Raw genomic sequence first — 16,734 nt, forward strand, 5'->3', positions numbered from 1 at the left:
TCGATTGTCGCCGCCGCGCACGCACCATCTCCGAATCTCGTCGGAGCCAATGAATCATGATCCTCGGTCGGCGGCGACCGCCTTTTTTCAACAGCCTGCTAGATACGTGGTGAGCGAAGGTAAACCGGGGCTTGCATTAATAATCGAGGCGTTGAGCTTGCCGTTCTTCATCAGGACCTTACGAAGGCGCACGAGCATCTCCTTCTCGGAAATACAGACGCAACGCTCCTCCATTGTCTTCTTTGCGCGCAGAAATGTATCACGCTTAATGATCGGCTCGATCGCGCCCTTACGCGTGATCCAGAGCTCTCTCGGATTGTGCGTTCGCTTCGCTCCTAGTTTCGCAGTGTCACGATTGTAGATGGAGTTGCCGATATACGCTTCGTTATGAAGAAGGCACTTATCGCACTTTGCTGCCATCGGTATCCTCGGTTCGTAAGGATGCCTCTTCGGTTAAGCTCTCGCGCGATTTCCGCCTGCGATTTGCATCGTAGATATTCATCGAAGACCCACTTCACGACGTCGACTTGATCTCTTGAGCCTGGCCCGAGTGTGACACGGTCGGTGGTAAGAGACTTCCGCTCACCGCTCTTCAAAACACCTTTCGGCCTACATTTATCGTCAACGAGTCGCCTCTCTAGACCATAAGGCGCCGGGGCACCCACCTTGAACCCGCGACTTGCCAGACGCAAAGCTCCTGCAAGAACCTTGGCCGAAAGCTCCCGGCTGAACTCTGCCGCCATGACCCTCTTGATATTCTTAACTATGCTCGAAAGGAGACTGCCGTCGTTGTCGAATTGCTCGGCGCAATAGGCAACCTTGACGCCGGCCCTTCGACATATGAACTCGTAGTGCGCGCTCTCATCAACGTCCTGAAAGCGCCCCCATCGACTGACGTCAAATACCAGCAAATGACCAAACTCAATTCGACCGGACTGAACATCGTCAATCAGTTCGGTCAAGCCAGTTCGATTCTCGATCTTCAGGCCGCTTTCGCCCTCATCGCGATAGGTGCGCACGATCGTGAGTTTATGAAGCTCGGCGTAGGCCGCGATAACCACCGCCTGATTTTCGATAGAGTATTTCTGGTAGTCGGTGGACATGCGGACATATTGTGCCGCTTGATGCATCTTTTGCGGCTGAGGCAGCCGGTCCTTGTGTACAATGAGAGCTTGCACCATAAGGCTGCTCCCGCGCATAGGCGATAAAACCGTGGGCTTCTCTCTGCGCAAAAACAATAGCAAAGCGCAGCAGCCCTCGTCAGTGTGATTGAGGATGCTAATCACGTGAGAGGCAGTTTACCTGACATATCGGCCCTAAGCCGCAGCCCGCTCGCCTTCCGCCTCTTTTAGTGGAATCACAGCTTTTTTTTACGGACGGCCCAACCATCCGCGTCGCGCATTGACCGCTTCGCGCGCTCCGGCGGGATCGTGCGGCTTCCGGCGCTTGGCTCGCGGCATTGGTAATGGGCGCGCGGAGGCTTCCGCGCGATCGTGGTTGCGGACCGATGTCCGTCGGTCAGGTGATGAATTGCCTCAACCGGCCCCGATGGCTTGGAGCCAGGCGGCGCTCAACACCGGCCTCGCCGTGGGCTCAGGATCGCGACTCCGGTGAAAATGCGGGGTGCAGTAGCTCGAGCCCGACCGGCACGGATGGCCGCAGAAGGTCATTGTCTCGTCGTCGCTATCCCCGCCATAGGGATAGCGGCAGTCTCCGGGCTTGAGGTCGAGCAGCGAAAGATGCCGCGGCACAACCGCTGCGCAACGAAGTTGCGGCATCTCCACCGTTTCAGTGAAGATCTTTGGCCCGCGAAGCAGATCCGGCGTCAGTTCAGTGTGCCCTTCACGCAGCCGCCCGATCCTTGGGAGCTCCGGCAGGGACGGTTTGGGCGGATCGAGGTGCCCCGGCAGGGACGGCTCGGGCCTTTCGAGGCCCGCCAACCCCATGCGCTGCGCTCGGCTGAGCGCCGCGTTGCGCGTATAGGCCGTATTGAAGGTAGCGTTGATCGTGTCCGCGATTTCCGAATAGGACAAGCCGCGGGCGCGGAGATCCTGCAGGGCTGCCGAATGCTCCGGCAGCCAGTTCATCATTTCCATTCCAAATTCCCATTTCTGTCATTCCGCCAGCGCCTTGCACATCTTCCGCTATTCCGAAGAAAAGAGTCAGACTTGTTTCTGATAATCGTAACGGCTATAGTGTCTTCGGGTTTGGGAAAGGATGAAACATGCTGGACGCGGCACTGATCGAACGGGCACTGGAAAAGACCGGGAAGAGCAAAGGCGGGCTTGCCCGCGCGATGGGGGTTCGGGCCGGGGCGGTCTCCGAAATCCTGTCGGGAATAAGGTTGATCAAGGCATCCGAGATTGCCCCGATCATGGAGTATTTGGAGCTGAATTCGGTGCCGATCGTGGGCCGGGTCGGCGCCGGCGCCTCGATCCAGCCGGAGCTTGAGCAGGTCCCGCCGGAGGGTCTCGGCGAAATCGAGCTTCCGTTCCCGATGACGGAGGAGACCGTCGCTTTCGAGGTCTCAGGCGATTCGATGCTGCCGAAATACGAGAACGGCGACGTCATCGTGGTGTATCGCGAGCAGCGCTATCCGCTGTCGAGCTTCTACGGAGAGGAAGCTGCGGTCCGGCTGAAGAGCGGCGAGCGGTATCTGAAGACGATCGAACGCGGCAGTTCGTCCGGCACCGTCAACCTCAAGAGCTTTAATGCCAAGCCGATCAACGGCGTAAAGCTCGAATGGATCGGCGAAATCTGTGTCACCCTGCCCCGCGGCCAGATCGAAAGGCTGCGCGGCAAGTCGGCGGCGAAGGGTCGCAAATCTGCCCGGACGCAGGGCGGGCGATCGTCCGAGAAGTAACCGCGCTGCTTCAGGGACCGGCCGGACCGATTCGGACGCCTTCGGACCGAATCGGTCCGGCCATGCGTGCCTGAATTTCGGTTTTCAACAATTCACCCTTGACATACTTCCGATTATCGGAAATAATGCGTAGTAACAGTCAGAACATCGAACGATCAGGCAATGCAGTATTTCGTCGTGATGATCGACTATGGCCGCCGTGGCCGCGAGGCGATCGTCGATCCCAAAATGACACGACGCGACGTCGTCTCACGAATCGCCTCGGGCGAATATACGAACATCAGCTTCATTCACGAGATTGCCGAGCGTTCGGTCGAGGATGTCACGGACGACCTGCTGGCCGAGGCCGCCCTGCCGGAGCTCCCCGTGACCGGCGCGAACCTGCAAGCCAATACGCTGGATCACACCCGCGACCTGCGCAAACACGAACCGGTCTGACACCGCTCACGGGTTGATTGCGAAAACGTGATCTTTCTTGAGCCGGCCACTTGGCCGGAACCCGAAACGGACTAGATAGGGTTCACGCAAAGTCTATTCGGACCAGGCGCGGGTTCCCTCTAGATTAGCGATTCGTTTCTCGGGCCGGCAAATTTCAGCTTCAGATGACTTCGACAACAAACGCCGAGATCGCGAAAGCCGATGGCGATCTCAGGATCGCGCTGCTGCTTGGCATCGCAAACTGGTTTCTGTTTCTGGACCATATTCCGCACAACGTCGTCGGCGCGCTGACCATGCGCAACTTCGGCTTCAGCGGCGCAACCGACCTTTTTGTATTCGTCGGCGGCTACGCCGTGACGCTCATCTACGCCAGGATGACGCTGGAACGCGGATTCCTGGTGGCCGCAACCCGCATCTTCAAGCGCGTATGGCAGCTCTATGCCGCCTATATCGTTCTGTTCGTGATCTATGTCGAGTTGATCAGCTATGTCGCTACCCGGACCGCGGCGCCCGAGATCATCAGCGAGTTCAACATCACCGGCTTCATCGATCACCCGATCCGGACGTTGATCTACGGCCTGTTCCTGCAGGCCAAGCCGCTCAATCTCGACGTGCTGCAACTCACCATTGCCTTGATGGCGTTCCAGCCCGTCATCGTGTTCGGGCTGTTGTACGTGCCGAACGCGACGGTCGTCGCGTCCGTGACCCTCTACGCGGCCGGCCGGCTGCTCAACTGGAACCTGTCGTCATATCCGTATGGCGACTGGTACCTCAATCCGTTCTGCTGGCAATTGCTGTTCGTGATGGGCGGCTGGCTCGCGCTGATCGGCGCGCGATATGCGCCCGCGATCCGCGCGATGCAGGCGGCTCCCGCGCTGCGCGCCATGGCGTTGCTGTATCTGCTGTTCGCCCTGACAATTGTCTCGATCAGCGATATCCCGGCACTCGCGCAAATGATGCCGAGTGGGCTGAGCGATGTGCTGCTGCCAAACGACCGGGAGGAGATCGCGCCTCATCGCATCCTGCACTTCCTGGTCCTGACATTTTTGTTTAGCTGGCTGGTGCCGCGCGATTGGGAATATCTGCGATCTCCCGCCTTGCAGCCGATCATCAAGTGCGGCGAGGAATGGCTGGCCGTGTTCTGTGCAGGCGTCTTCCTCTCATTCGCTGCGCACCTGATCCTGATTACGGGCCCATACTCACTGGCAAGGCAGGTCGCGGTCAGCATCGCCGGCATCGCGGCGATGACGGCCGTCGCCTACTACGTCTCGTGGTCAAAGCAGCAGGACGGCAAGTCGGCCGTCGCTCATTCCTGATTCCTGCGGTTAGTCGATCGCCAGCGACCGCCGCAGCCGCACCTCGCTATCGCGCAACATCGCGGTGTCGAGCCCGCCTCCCCGACTATTTCCTGCGCGACGCCAGGATCTTCTCGGCGGCGCGCAGATGCGGCTTGTCCAGCATCTTGCCGTCCATCCTGGCGACTCCCGATGGATTATTGGCGAACGCGGCGATCACCCGCTCCGACCATGCGATTTCCTCATCCGTCGGCATGAAGGCCGCATTGACGACGTCGACATGCTTGGGGTGGATCACGGCCTTGGCGAGGAAGCCATCCTGGCGCGCGGCGACCGCCTCGGCCTTCAAAGCATCGAGATCGTTGATGTCGGTCGCGATGGTGTCGATCGCGACGACGCCGGCGGCGGCCGCGCCGATCAGGCAGAGATCGCGCGCCAGGATGAAGGGCGAGTGATAGCGGCCGTCACTGCGGTTGCGCGTTGCCCCGAGCGAGGCCGCGAGATCCTCCGCGCCCCACATCATGCCCCACAGCCGCGGGCTCATGTTCTCGAAATCGAGGATTTTCAGCACCGCCCGCGCCGTCTCGGTCGCGACCGTCACGATCCGGGTGGTGCCCTGCGCGATATCAGAGGCCGCCTCGAATGCGTCAAGATAGAGTGCGAGCCGGTTGACGTCGGCGGCACCGGCGCATTTCGGCAGCACGATTCCATCGGGTTTGCCGGGCATCACGGCGGCGAGATCGCCGAGCGTCAGATCGGTGTCGAGCGCGTTGACGCGGATATAAAGCTTCTGCTCCGGATTGCGCGCATCGAGCATCTGGCGCGTGATGCCCCGCGCAACCACCTTCTGGTCCGGCGCGATGGAATCCTCGAGGTCGAGGATCAGCGCATCGGCTGCGGTCTTCTTCGCGCTTTCATATTTCCGGGTGCTGTCGCCGGGAACGAACAGGAACGATCGCATCGCTTACGCCTTCGGCTTGCAGTGCATCAGGCCGGTCCGGCGGCAGCTCGCCACCACCTCGCCGCGCTGGTTGGTCATGGTGTGCTCGAACTCGACGATGCCCTGGGTCGGCCGCGACTTGCTGGCGCGCTTGCCGATGATCCTGGTGTGCGCCTTCAGCGTATCGCCATGGAACACCGGCTTCGGGAACTTGACGTCGGTCATGCCGAGATTGCCGACGGTCGTTCCCAGCGTCGTATCGTACACGCTCATGCCGATCATGATGCCGAGCGTATAGAGGCTGTTGAACAGCCGCTGGCCGAACTCGGTCTTCTCGGAGAAATGCGCGTCGATATGCAATGGCTGCGGGTTCATGGTCAGGAGGCTGAACATGGTGTTGTCCATCTCGGTCACGGTTCGGCTGAATTCGTGATGGAATTCCTGTCCGATCTCGAACTCCTCGAAATACAATCCAGCCATTTACCGTCCCTTGTAGTTGGGCGTCCGCTTCTCGACGAACGCATTGAGCCCTTCCTGGCAATCTTCCGTCGATGCGACCACAACGAAGCTTTCCGCCGTGTTCTCCACCGAGCGGCGGAAATCGGCATCGACCGCACGCATGAAGGCGTCGCGGCCGATCTTCATCACGATCGGCGATTTCGCCGCCAGCTTGCGTGCGATCTCGCCGGCGCGCGCGAGCGCGGTGCCCTTCGGCACCACCTGGCTGAGCAGGCCCATGCGAAAGGCGGTCGCGGCATCGAAGGGCTCGCCAAGGAACAGCGGGCCGAATGCCTGGTGCTTACCGACCAGCCGCGGCAACTGCACGAAATGGATCGCCGGGATCAGGCCGACATCGATCTCGGGATAGCCGAAGGTCGAGCCGTCGCCCGCGACGATCATGTCGCAGGAGATCGCGATCGTCATGCCGCCGGCGCGCACCGCGCCATCGATCGCCGCAATCGTCGGCTTGCCCATGCGGTACTGCGTATCGTTCAGCGCGAAATACAGCCGCTCGAGAAATGTCTTGGTCTCGATCGCGGGCTTGCCCCTGACGATGTCGAGATCGAGGCCGGCGCAAAACACCTTGTGAGCGCTGCTGATGATGACGGCACGCACCGCGTCGTCGTCGCGCGCTTTCGCCAGCGCCGCCAGCAGCGCGTCGATCAGGGGAATGCTGAGTGCATTGACCGGCGCGCGATCCAGCACGATCTCCGCAATCTGGTCGGTGACCGAGTAACGAACGAGGTCGGTGCTCATGATGTGTTGCCTCCCGTTAGCTCTTGATCTGCCGCACCGCGCCCGAGAGCAGCAGGCCATCGATCTCGGCGGAACCGAAGCCAGCCTCCGTCAGCACGGCGCGGCTATCCTGCCCGACGTCAGGCGCGGGGCAAAGGTAATCCTCGGACAGGCTCGCGATCCCCGGCGTGCGTGGCGTGTAGACCGCGCCGACGCCGGGTGTGTCCTGGCGCACCGATGCCCTGGTCGCCTCGACATGGACGTTGCGCAGCCATTCGCCGGGATCGAGGATCCGCTCGGCGATGATATCGGCCGCATGCAGCCGGGTCAGCCAGGCGTCCGTCGCCTGGGTCAGGAACACCTCGCGCAATTGCGGGATCAGCGCGTCGGCCGCATCGGCGCGCCGGGCGAAGTCGGCAAAACGCGGGTCGGCGGCGAGATCCTCACGGCCGATCGCACCGCACAGCCGCTTGTATTGCGGCTCGTTCACCAGGGTGACCATCATCCAGCCGTCCCGGGTCTGGTAGGTGCCGGCCGGAACGTTCAGCGCGCGCGGCGCGCCGCCCTCGAGGATGAACTCCGCCACCTTGTGGCCGAGCAGCGCCGACGTCGACTGGCAGAGATTGACGTCGATCCAGCGGCCGGTGCCGACGGTCGCACGCGCGAACAGCGTCGTGGCGATGGCCTGGAACGCATAGACGCCGGTGACGACGTCGGAAATCGTGGTGCCGACCCGATGCGGCACGCCATCGGCGCCGAGATTGACCGAGACCAGCCCCGAGAACGCCTGCGCCACCGAATCCGAGCCGGGCCGCTTGGCGTACGGGCCGCTCTGCCCGAAGCCGCTGACCGACAGATAGACCAGGGCGGGATTGTCGCGCGACAGGCCCTCGTAGCCGAGCCCGAGCCGCTCCGCGACGCCGGGACGAAATCCTTCGATGAGCACGTCGGCCTCGCGCGACAGCCGCTGCGCGATCGCGATCCCGTCCTTGTGCTTCATGTCGAGGCACAGGCTGCGCTTGCCGCGGTTGTAGACCGCCGACAGTGTTGTGTGATTGCCGTAGGTCGTGCCGAGATAGCGCGACCAGTCGCCCTCCGGCGGTTCGACCTTGATGACGTCGGCGCCGTAGACACCGAGCAGCATCGCGCAATAGGGCGAGGCAATCCCCTGCCCGAAATCGAGTACCTTCAGCCCACGATACGGCGCTTCATGCGTCGGCGTCAGCTTGCCCGCCATTTGTCCTCCCATCGCTGTCGAAGTGCCCTGTCCTTTGGGTATGATCCCCGCGCAAACGCTGCGCGCTTGTCGCGAGGGAAAACCGCTGCGCGCTTTTCGCGGATCATGCCCTACAGCGCCAGATAGCGCTGCCGGATGTTGTCGTTGGCCTTCAGCTCTTCGATCGAGGATGTGTAGACGATCTGTCCCTTGTCGATAACCGTCGCGTGGCTCGCAAGGCCAAGGCAAAAATGCATGTTCTGCTCGGCGATCAATACTGTGGCACCGGTGCCGCGGAGCTGCCGCAGCAGTTCGCCGATGCGCTGCACGATGATCGGCGCCAGCCCCTCGCTCGGCTCATCCAGCAGCAGCAGCACGGGATTGCCCATCAGCGTGCGGGCGATCGCCAGCATCTGCTGCTCGCCGCCGGAGAGCCTTCCGGCGATCCGGTGCCGCAGCGGCTCAAGCAGCGGGAACACGTCATAGACGCGGCGGATCGACCACTCGTCCTCGCCATCAGGCCCCTTCTTCTGGCCGATGACGAGATTGTCCTCGACGGTATGCTCGGGAAAGATCTGGCGGTCTTCCGGCACGAAGCCGAGCCCGGCCCGCGCGATGTGATGCGGCCGCATTCCCGAGACCACCTGGCCGCGCAGGGTCACCCTGCCGCGGTGCGCCGGCGCCAGCCCCATGATGGCCTTCATGGTGGTCGACTTGCCGGCGCCGTTGCGGCCGAGCAGCGCCATGGTCTCGCCCTGCCGCACCGACAGGCCGACGCCGAACAGGATCTGGCTGGTGCCGTAATAGACGTCGAGGTCCTCGACCTGCACCACCGGCTGCGCGCTCATGCCACCGCTCCCGCGTGGTCGTCGCTGCCGAGATAAGCCTCGATCACGGCATCGTTCCTGCGGATCGCGTCCGGCGTTCCGGTCGCCAGGATCCGGCCATAGCACAGCACGACGATTTGGGGCGCGATCTTGAATACGATGTCCATGTCGTGCTCGATGAACACGACGGTGATCTTCTGCTTCTCCCAGAGCTCACGCACCTTGTCGATCATGCGCCAGCGCTCCTCGGTACCCATGCCCGCGGTCGGCTCGTCAAGCAGCAGCACCTTGGGCTCGAGCACCAGCGCGAGCGCGATATCGAGCAGCTTCTGGTCGCCATGCGACAGCGTCGCCGCGGTCCGGTTGCGCTTCCCGGCAAGGCCGAGCAGCTCCATCGTATGCTCGGCGCGGTCGCGCGTCTCGGCCAGCGGAAACCGGCGATGCATCACGCCGGCGCGGCGCTGATCGGCACAGACTGCAGCGAGCATCGTCTCCTCCACCGTCAGCGACGGGAAGATGCTCGCGACCTGGAAGGCGCGGCCGATGCCATGGCGCACGATCTCCGGCGGGGCCTTGCCCGCCATGTCGACACCGTTGAGCAAGATCTGCCCGGCATCAGGCTGCAGCGCGCCCGTGATCAGGTTGAAGAATGTGCTCTTGCCGGCGCCGTTGGGGCCGATCACGGCGGTGAGCGAACCGTCAGCGAAGTCGAGCGAGACGTTGTCGGTCGCCTTGACGCCGCCAAAGGATTTCGAGAGTCCGCGAATTTCCAGCATGACTAACCGCTCGCCTCCCGCAACCCGCCATAGGTGCTCCACGACGTGCCGGCAAGCCAGCCGCAATCGACCGGCACGTTGGCGCCGGTCATCGCGGAGGCCGCGTCGGACGCCAGGAATGCGACGACGCGGCCGATCTCCGAGGGGTCGACGAGGCGGCGAAGTGCTGCATTGGCAGCCAGCGCCGAGACATCCCGCTCTCCCCGATCGATGGCATTCTTCAGCGCCGGCGTCAGCGTATAGCCGGGGGACACGGCATTGACACGGATACCGGACGGCCCCCATTCGGCCGCGAGGCATTCGGTGATGGCAATCACCGCCGCCTTGGCGGGTGCATAGGCATGCAACGGCATCGCGCGCATGCCGGCAATCGAGGCGATGTTGACGATGCTGCCGCACTTGCGCGCGATCATCTGCCGCGCAAAGGCAACGCAGGCGACATAGGTGCCGCGCTGGTCGACCCGCACGACGTCGTCCCAGGAGGTCATCGGAAGCTCGTGCGGCCGGGCCGGCACCTGGATGATGCCGGCGCTGTTGACCAGCACCGCGACCGGGCCGCAGTCGCGCTCGATCGCGGCCGCACACGCCTCGACGCTGCGCTCGTCCGCCACATCGGCCGCAAACGCCTTGCCGCCGACTTCCGCCGCAACCGCCTGCGCCTTGGCAAGATCGCGGTCGAGAACGGCGACGAGATCGCCGGCCGCTGCGAGCTCACGCACGCACGCCGCGCCGATGCCGCTGGCGCCGCCGGTTACGACGCTGATCCGCGTCTGTGCACTCATGGCGCGCGCTCCCCGGCTTCTCCGCGACGCTGCGCGAACCATTCGACGACAAAGTCCATCAGGCCCTTTCGCAGGCCGATGGCAAAGAACAGGATCACAATGCCGAGCACGATGCCGTGATACTCGGTCAGGCGGGTAACGGTATCGTTGAGGATCAGCAGCAGCACCGTGCCGACCATCGGTCCGAGGAAGGTTGTCACGCCGCCGAGCATGTTGATGAAGATGCCCTCGCCCGAGATCGTCCAATACGCGAACTCGGGATAGGCGCCGGAGACGAACAGCGCCATGATGATGCCGCCGGTCGACGCGAACAGCGCAGCGAGCACGAAGATCGTCAGCTTGGCGCGCCAGACATCGATGCCGATGAAGCTCGCCCGCGTGGCGTTGTCGCGGATCATGCGCAGCGTGTAGCCGAACGGCGATTGCGCGATCTGGCGCATGAGCAGCAGGCCGATCACCAGCAGGGCGCAGCTCGTGATGTAGAGATGCAGATGGTTCGACAGATCGATGCCGAGAAACGGCGGCCGCGGAATCCCGCCGCGCAGGCCCTGGTCGCCGCCGGTCAGCGACTGCCACGACAGGATGGTCGAGTGAATCAGCATCTGGAATGCCAGCGTGACGAACGCGAAATAGATTTCCTTCAACCGCACGCAGATCGCGCCGATGACGACGGCGACGACCAGGGTCATCGCCAGCGTGGCGACGAAGGCCACCGGGATCGGCACGCCGGTCTTCTGCATCATCAGCCCGAAACCATAGGCACCGAGGCCGAAGAACATGCCGTGGCCGAACGAGATCAAACCGGTGTAGCCGACCAGAAGGTTGAGCGACGTCGCGAACAATCCATAGGCCGCGCAGCGGATCACGAAGTCGAGCAGCTGCTTGCTGCCGAAGATGAACGGCAGCAGCGCGAGCAGGACAAAGGCCGCGAGCGCGATCAGCACATCGCGGTACCGCTGCGGCCTGGCGTCGATCCGGGCAACATCGAGGGGCTGCGTGCCCTGCCCGGCCTGCAATTCGGTCATGCGACCTCCTTGCCGAACAGCCCGGTCGGGCGCGACACCAGCACGACCACCATGAACAGATACATCAAGCCCTCGGTGAACAGCGGGAAGCCGAGCGATCCGAAGGAGCGGATCAGGCCGATCAAAAGCGCGCCGATCAACGCTCCCAAGATCGAACCCATGCCGCCGATCACGGTCACGATGAAGGACTCGATCAGCACCGAGAAGCCCATGCCCGGCGTCAGCGAGCGCACCGGCGCGGCAAGCGCTCCCGCCAGTCCCGCCAGCATGCCGCCGAGCGCGAATACGCCGCCATAGATCAGCCCGGTGTTGATCCCGAGCGCCGAGACCATTCCGGGATTATGCGCAGCCGCACGGATCACCTTGCCGATCCTGGAGCGCGCCAGCCCCAGGCCGAGAACAACGGCCGCGGCGAGCGCCACCCCGATCAAGAGCAGATAGTACGGCGGCACCACGCCGCCGGCGATGAACAGCGGCGGCACCTGGAATGCAGCCGGCATGCCCATCGACTTGAACTCAGGCCCCCAGATCATGCGGACCACATCGTCGAAAATCAGCACGAAGGCGTAGCACACCAAAAGCTGCATCAGCACGTCGCGGCCGTAGACCCGGCTCATGAACACGCGCTCGAAGATCAGGCCGAGGATCGCGGTGCCGACGGCGCCGCTCAGCATCGCCAGCGCGAAGCTGCCGGTGAGCTGATAGGCCGTCATCGCGAAATAAGCGCCGAACATATAGAAGGCGCCGTGGCTGAAATTGACCACCTTGAGCACGCCGAAGATCAGCGTCAGCCCAACGGCGACAAGGAACAGCAGCATGCCGATGATCAGGCCGCTGGTGGTTTGCGTTACCAGGCAGGCAGGGCTGGCGAGGCAACTGGCGAGCGCGTCGAGGTCCACGGAAAATCATCCATCACGGCGGGCCGCAACGTCGGCGCGCGACAAACATCAGATGCGCGGCGGAGGCAGCCGGCGGCAGCCTCCGCCGCACATGCGGATCAGGTGTAGCCCTTGCTCTTCTTCCACTCGGCTTCGAGCTCGAAGATGGTCTTCCAGTCTCCGGCCTTCACATCAGGCACGTAGGGCTCCTGCGGGATCGTGGTGCCCCAGCCGATGGCGTAGCCGACCAGCGTGTGATCGTCGGCGCGCATGGTCACCGTGCCGTCGGCGCCGAACGGGCACTTGATGGTGAGGCCGGTGAGCGCCTCCGCGACCTTCTTGCCGTCGGTCGAGTTCGCCTTCTTGACGGCCTCGTTGAGGAACATGACCGCCGTGGCGTTCTGCCACGACCAGTTGGTCGGATACTCGTTGTACTTGGCCTTGTAGGCATCGCCCCAGGCCGCATTTTCGGGCGTCGGCGGGAATGTCTTGATGTAGCGGTCGCCGGAGTGGATGCCCTTGGGCAGGTTCTTCACCACCGTGAGTGCGGTGTAGTCGGCCATGTTGACCGCGAACACCTCCATCTGGGTGAACATCGCGTAGATGTTGGCCTGGTCGATGTAGGAGGTGAGATCGCCGCCCCACAGGCACGAATAAAGCGCCTGCGGCTTGGCCTGCAGGATCTTGGTCACCACCTCGGTGTAATCGGGCTGGAACAGCTTTGGCCAGGACTCGCTGATGATCTCGACGTCGGGCGCGAACTTCTTCAGGTAGAGCACGAACTCGCCGGTGGTGTCGCGGCCATAGGCATAGTCGGGCGAACAGGTCGCCCATTTCTTCAGGCCCTTGGCCTTGGCGATCCCTGCAGCGTAGCTGGCGCCGACGATCGAATCATGAATGCCCTGCCGCACACAACGGAAGGCGTTCGGGATGTGCTGCTTGGGATCGGCGGTCAGCGATGACGCTTCCGAGCAGGTGTGGATGCACAGCACCCCGAGATCGCGCGCCACTTCGTGAACCGCGAACGATCCCGAGGACGCTTCGCCGTCGAGCAGCATCTCGCAGCCGTCGGTGTTGACGAGCTCGCGCGCGATGCGCGCGGCCTCCTGCGGCTGTCCCTTGGAGTCGCGGATCACCATCTCGATCTGCCGCCCGGCAAGGCCGCCGGCGGCATTGACCTTCTCGACCTCCAGCAGCACTGCGTTGCGCGAGGACGTCCCGAGCTGCGCGACGCGGCCCGACAGAATGGTCGGCATGCCGATCTTGATCGTCTTGGCCTGTGCGCGCGCCACCCATGGCGCGGCAAAGCTCACCGCACCGGCGCCCATCAGCGCAAGCGTCGAGCGCCGGGTGATGCCCGGTTTCCGGGTCCTCTTCATCATTCCCCTCCCTGTCGGGTTCGCGTTCCCAAAATCCCTGCCGGAGATCGTTTCGTCTCCATGGCCACGATGTTTTCAGAGCAAGGGGGGTGACGTCAAGCCAAAGATGAATTACGACTCATAATTCATCTAGGGAGAAAACGGCGCCGGAATCGGCCCCGCGGGCGGCAAATGATCAACCTTTCCAGCTTCATCGCATTTCATGCCCGGCGGACTCCGGACCGCTGTGCGCTGAAATATCGCGGCGAGGACGTCTCCTACGCCGACTTCGATCTGCGGATCCGGCAGGTCGGCGGTTGGCTCGCGGCGCGCGGGATCGCGCCCGGCGACGTCGTCGCCGTGCTGATGAAGAACAGCACGGCCTTTCTCGAGTTGGTGTTTGCGACCAGCCATATCGGCGCGGTGTTCCTGCCGATCAACTATCGCCTCTCGGCCGATGAGGTCGGCTACATCGTCGGCAATTCCGGCGCGCGCCTCTTGGTCGCCGACGAGGAGTTTGCCGCGATCGCCGCCGGCGGCGCGCCGGTCGTGCTGCTCGATGAGGTCGCGCAGTCCAGCGTCACCAACCTTGCGCCCGACATCGCGCCGGCGCCGATGCATGTCTGCCAGCCACGCGACCTGATGCGGCTGATGTACACCTCGGGCACGACCGATCGTCCCAAGGGGGTGATGCTCACTTACGAGAACGTCTACTGGAAGTCCGCCGACCAGACCTTGGTGCTCGGGCTCAATACCGACACGCGGTTGCTCGTGGTCGGTCCGCTCTATCACGTCGGCGCGCTCGACCTGCCCGGCATCGCGGTGCTCTGGCATGGCGGCATGCTGTGCATCCACCGCACCTTCGAGCCTGAACCCGCACTCGCCGCGATCGAGCGGGAGAAACTGAACGCGGCATGGTTCGCGCCGGTCATGACGACGGCGCTCCTCACCTGCCCGAACCGCGAGCGCTATGACGTCTCCAGCCTGCAATGGGCGATCGGCGGCGGCGAGAAGACGCCGGAGGTCCGCATCCGCGCCTTCTCTGACTATTTCAAGAACGCGCGCTACATCGATGCCTACGGCCTCACCGAAAGCTGCGGCGGTGACACCTTCATGGACGCGGGCCGCGAGATCGAGAAGATCGGTTCGACCGGCCGCGCCATCGCCCATGTCGAGATCGAGATCCGTGACGATGCCGGCAAGCGCCTGCCGGCCGGCCAGAACGGCGAGATCTGCCTGCGCGGCCCGAAGGTCACACAGGGCTACTGGAAGGATCCCGAGAAGACCGCATCCGCGTTCTTCGGCGACTGGTTCCGTACCGGCGATGTCGGCTATCTCGACGACGACGGCTTCCTGTATCTGACCGATCGCAAGAAGGACATGATCATCTCCGGCGGCGAGAACATCGCCTCCTCCGAGGTCGAGCGCGTCATCTACGAAATGCCTGAAGTGCGCGAGGTCGCGGTGATCGGCCTGCCGGACGCGCGCTGGGGCGAGAAGCCGGTCGCGATCGTGGTGCTGGCCGACGACGCCAAGCTCGACCTGCCCGGTCTCACCGACCACTGCCGGACACGGCTCGCCGGTTTCAAGGTGCCGCGGCAGCTCGTCATCCGCGACAGCCTGCCGCGCAATCCATCCGGCAAGGTGCTCAAACGCGTGCTCCGTGCCGAACTCGAGGCCACCGCATGACGCAAGCGACATCCGCCAAAGTGACAAAACTTAACCGGGTCGAGCGCAACGCCTGGACCAAGCAGAAGATCTTCGACGCCGCGACCAAGGTCGTCGGCAAATACGGCTATGCCGAAGCCTCGGTCGCGCGCATCACCGAAGCTGCCGGCGTCGCGCAGGGCACCTTCTACAATCATTTCGAGAACCGCCAGGAGCTGCTCGACCAGCTGCTGCCGAAGATCGGCCTCGACATGGTCCGCTTCATCCATGCGCGCACCGGCACCGCAAGCGAGGCCCGGCAAGAGGTCGAGCGCTTCAGCGCCTTCTTCGATTTCATCCGCGAGGTGCCGGAATTCCTGCGCATCCTCAACGAGGCCGAATTCTTCGCGCCGATCGGCTACCAGAAGCATTTTGACAACATCTCGAGCGCCTATGTGCGGATCCTGCAACGCGCGCGGGCTGCGGGCGCGACCAACGCCTTCAGCGACGAGGAATTCGAGGCCATCGTCCAGGTGCTGATGGGCGCGCGCGGTTATCTCAGCCGCCGCTATTCCTATTCCGAGCGCGGCGTCACCGCGGTGCCCGACTATGTGATCACGGCCTATCAAAAGCTGGTCACCCGCGGCCTGTTCACCACCAGCGACAAGGGAAGAAAGTCATGAGCGCTGAGGGCACCATCCTCGTCACCGGCGGCAGCCGCGGCATCGGCGCGGCGACCGCGACACTGCTCGCCGATCAGGGGCATCGCGTCGTCATCGTCGACATCGCGCCCGAGCCGCTGGTTGGAACAGCCGCCGTCCTGTGGCCGGCGCCGTTCGACGTCGCGAGCGAGAGCGCCGTTGTCGCAGGCATTGCCGATATCGAGACCGCGCATGGTCCGATCACCGGCCTCGTCAACGCCGCCGGCGTGTTCGGTAAGATGCACACGATCGAACGGGTGCGGATGGAGCAATGGGATCGCGAGGTCAATATCGACCTGCGCGGCACCTTTCTGGTCGCGCGCAGCGTCGGCATCGCCATGGCGAAGCGTCGGCACGGCGCGATCGTCAACGTCGCCTCGGTGGCCGGCATGACGTCGGGCCCGATCCACGCCTATACCGCGGCGAAGGCCGGCGTTATCCAGATCACGCAGACGCTCGCCGCCGAATGGGGCCGTTCCGGCGTCCGCGTCAACGCGGTGTCGCCCGGCTTCACCCGCACGGCAGCGCTCGAGGCGGGCATCGCATCGGGCGCCCTGAACAAGGATCTGCTGGCGCGGCCGACCGCGCTGAACCGGCTGGTCGAGCCGATCGAAGTGGCGCAGGTGATCGCATGGCTGCTCTCGCCGCAGAGCAGCGGCGTCACCGGCATCAATCTCCCGGTCGATGCCGGCTACATCGCAGGCACCACCTGGGCCGCCTATGGCGGCCTGCCGGAAGCCCCACGCAGCTGA

The 16,734-nt window shown here is 63.6% G+C and carries 17 protein-coding genes and 1 pseudogene; 6 read left to right on the top strand and 12 right to left on the bottom strand.

What is annotated here, in order from left to right:
- Positions 1–87 precede the first annotated feature (87 nt).
- Both Q2M23_RS26470 and Q2M23_RS26475 read right to left on the bottom strand, forming a co-directional pair.
- Positions 88–1,199 (bottom strand): annotated as a pseudogene (locus Q2M23_RS26470) (recombinase family protein).
- 336 nt (positions 1,200–1,535) lie between these two features.
- A complete protein-coding gene (locus tag Q2M23_RS26475; RefSeq protein WP_316397575.1) occupies positions 1,536–2,096 on the bottom strand; it encodes a GcrA family cell cycle regulator in 561 nt (186 codons plus the stop codon).
- Between the two features lie 128 nt (positions 2,097–2,224).
- Between Q2M23_RS26475 and Q2M23_RS26480 the strand changes: the two genes are divergently transcribed.
- The 3 genes from Q2M23_RS26480 (at position 2,225) to Q2M23_RS26490 (ending at position 4,617) form a co-directional block, all read left to right on the top strand.
- Positions 2,225–2,863, top strand: a complete 639-nt coding sequence (locus Q2M23_RS26480) for a helix-turn-helix transcriptional regulator (protein ID WP_016847350.1) — start codon at positions 2,225–2,227, stop codon at positions 2,861–2,863.
- Positions 2,864–3,025: 162 nt separating this feature from the next.
- Entirely contained in the window at positions 3,026–3,301 is a 276-nt protein-coding gene (locus Q2M23_RS26485; RefSeq protein WP_168856034.1) for a hypothetical protein, read from the top strand.
- Positions 3,302–3,465: 164 nt separating this feature from the next.
- Positions 3,466–4,617 carry an OpgC domain-containing protein gene (locus tag Q2M23_RS26490; protein WP_316397576.1) on the top strand — a complete coding sequence of 384 codons (1,152 nt, stop codon included), beginning with the start codon at positions 3,466–3,468 and terminating at the stop codon, positions 4,615–4,617.
- Between the two features lie 85 nt (positions 4,618–4,702).
- Here the strand turns inward: Q2M23_RS26490 and Q2M23_RS26495 are convergent, their stop codons facing one another.
- The 10 genes from Q2M23_RS26495 to Q2M23_RS26540 form a co-directional block, all read right to left on the bottom strand.
- On the bottom strand, positions 4,703–5,557 hold the full coding sequence (locus Q2M23_RS26495; protein WP_253625954.1) for an HpcH/HpaI aldolase/citrate lyase family protein: 855 nt from the start codon (positions 5,555–5,557) through the stop codon (positions 4,703–4,705).
- Between the two features lie 3 nt (positions 5,558–5,560).
- Positions 5,561–6,016: a MaoC family dehydratase gene (locus tag Q2M23_RS26500; protein WP_016847346.1), complete on the bottom strand. Its 456-nt coding sequence runs from the start codon at positions 6,014–6,016 to the stop codon at positions 5,561–5,563.
- On the bottom strand, positions 6,017–6,793 hold the full coding sequence (locus Q2M23_RS26505; protein ID WP_316397577.1) for an enoyl-CoA hydratase/isomerase family protein: 777 nt from the start codon (positions 6,791–6,793) through the stop codon (positions 6,017–6,019).
- A 16-nt stretch (positions 6,794–6,809) separates the two neighbouring features.
- Positions 6,810–8,009: a CoA transferase gene (locus Q2M23_RS26510; RefSeq protein WP_316397578.1), complete on the bottom strand. Its 1,200-nt coding sequence runs from the start codon at positions 8,007–8,009 to the stop codon at positions 6,810–6,812.
- 110 nt (positions 8,010–8,119) lie between these two features.
- The gene (locus Q2M23_RS26515; protein WP_075968245.1) at positions 8,120–8,836 is read right to left on the bottom strand and encodes an ABC transporter ATP-binding protein; all 717 of its coding nucleotides are present in this window, start codon (positions 8,834–8,836) and stop codon (positions 8,120–8,122) included.
- Positions 8,833–9,591: an ABC transporter ATP-binding protein gene (locus Q2M23_RS26520; protein ID WP_076834112.1), complete on the bottom strand. Its 759-nt coding sequence runs from the start codon at positions 9,589–9,591 to the stop codon at positions 8,833–8,835. Before Q2M23_RS26520 ends, Q2M23_RS26515 begins: the two co-directional genes overlap by 4 nt.
- A 2-nt stretch (positions 9,592–9,593) precedes the next feature.
- The gene (locus Q2M23_RS26525) at positions 9,594–10,373 is read right to left on the bottom strand and encodes an SDR family oxidoreductase (RefSeq protein ID WP_316397579.1); all 780 of its coding nucleotides are present in this window, start codon (positions 10,371–10,373) and stop codon (positions 9,594–9,596) included.
- The gene (locus Q2M23_RS26530) at positions 10,370–11,398 is read right to left on the bottom strand and encodes a branched-chain amino acid ABC transporter permease (RefSeq protein WP_225645904.1); all 1,029 of its coding nucleotides are present in this window, start codon (positions 11,396–11,398) and stop codon (positions 10,370–10,372) included. Before Q2M23_RS26530 ends, Q2M23_RS26525 begins: the two co-directional genes overlap by 4 nt.
- The gene (locus tag Q2M23_RS26535; protein ID WP_316397580.1) at positions 11,395–12,297 is read right to left on the bottom strand and encodes a branched-chain amino acid ABC transporter permease; all 903 of its coding nucleotides are present in this window, start codon (positions 12,295–12,297) and stop codon (positions 11,395–11,397) included. Before Q2M23_RS26535 ends, Q2M23_RS26530 begins: the two co-directional genes overlap by 4 nt.
- 98 nt (positions 12,298–12,395) lie before the next feature.
- On the bottom strand, positions 12,396–13,655 hold the full coding sequence (locus Q2M23_RS26540; protein WP_038383532.1) for an ABC transporter substrate-binding protein: 1,260 nt from the start codon (positions 13,653–13,655) through the stop codon (positions 12,396–12,398).
- A 171-nt stretch (positions 13,656–13,826) separates the two neighbouring features.
- Here Q2M23_RS26540 and Q2M23_RS26545 point away from each other — a divergent pair, with 171 nt between their 5' ends.
- From Q2M23_RS26545 to Q2M23_RS26555, 3 genes are read left to right on the top strand one after another with little or no spacing between them, the layout of a single operon-like run.
- A complete protein-coding gene (locus tag Q2M23_RS26545) occupies positions 13,827–15,323 on the top strand; it encodes an AMP-binding protein (RefSeq protein WP_316397581.1) in 1,497 nt (498 codons plus the stop codon).
- Entirely contained in the window at positions 15,320–15,964 is a 645-nt protein-coding gene (locus Q2M23_RS26550) for a TetR/AcrR family transcriptional regulator (protein ID WP_075968242.1), read from the top strand. Before Q2M23_RS26545 ends, Q2M23_RS26550 begins: the two co-directional genes overlap by 4 nt.
- Positions 15,961–16,734 (top strand): SDR family NAD(P)-dependent oxidoreductase, encoded by a 774-nt coding sequence (locus Q2M23_RS26555; RefSeq protein WP_316397582.1) that lies wholly within the window; start codon positions 15,961–15,963, stop codon positions 16,732–16,734. Before Q2M23_RS26550 ends, Q2M23_RS26555 begins: the two co-directional genes overlap by 4 nt.

Source organism: Bradyrhizobium sp. 33ap4, assembly GCF_032654765.1.
Taxonomy (GTDB): Bacteria; Pseudomonadota; Alphaproteobacteria; order Rhizobiales; family Xanthobacteraceae; genus Bradyrhizobium; species Bradyrhizobium australafricanum.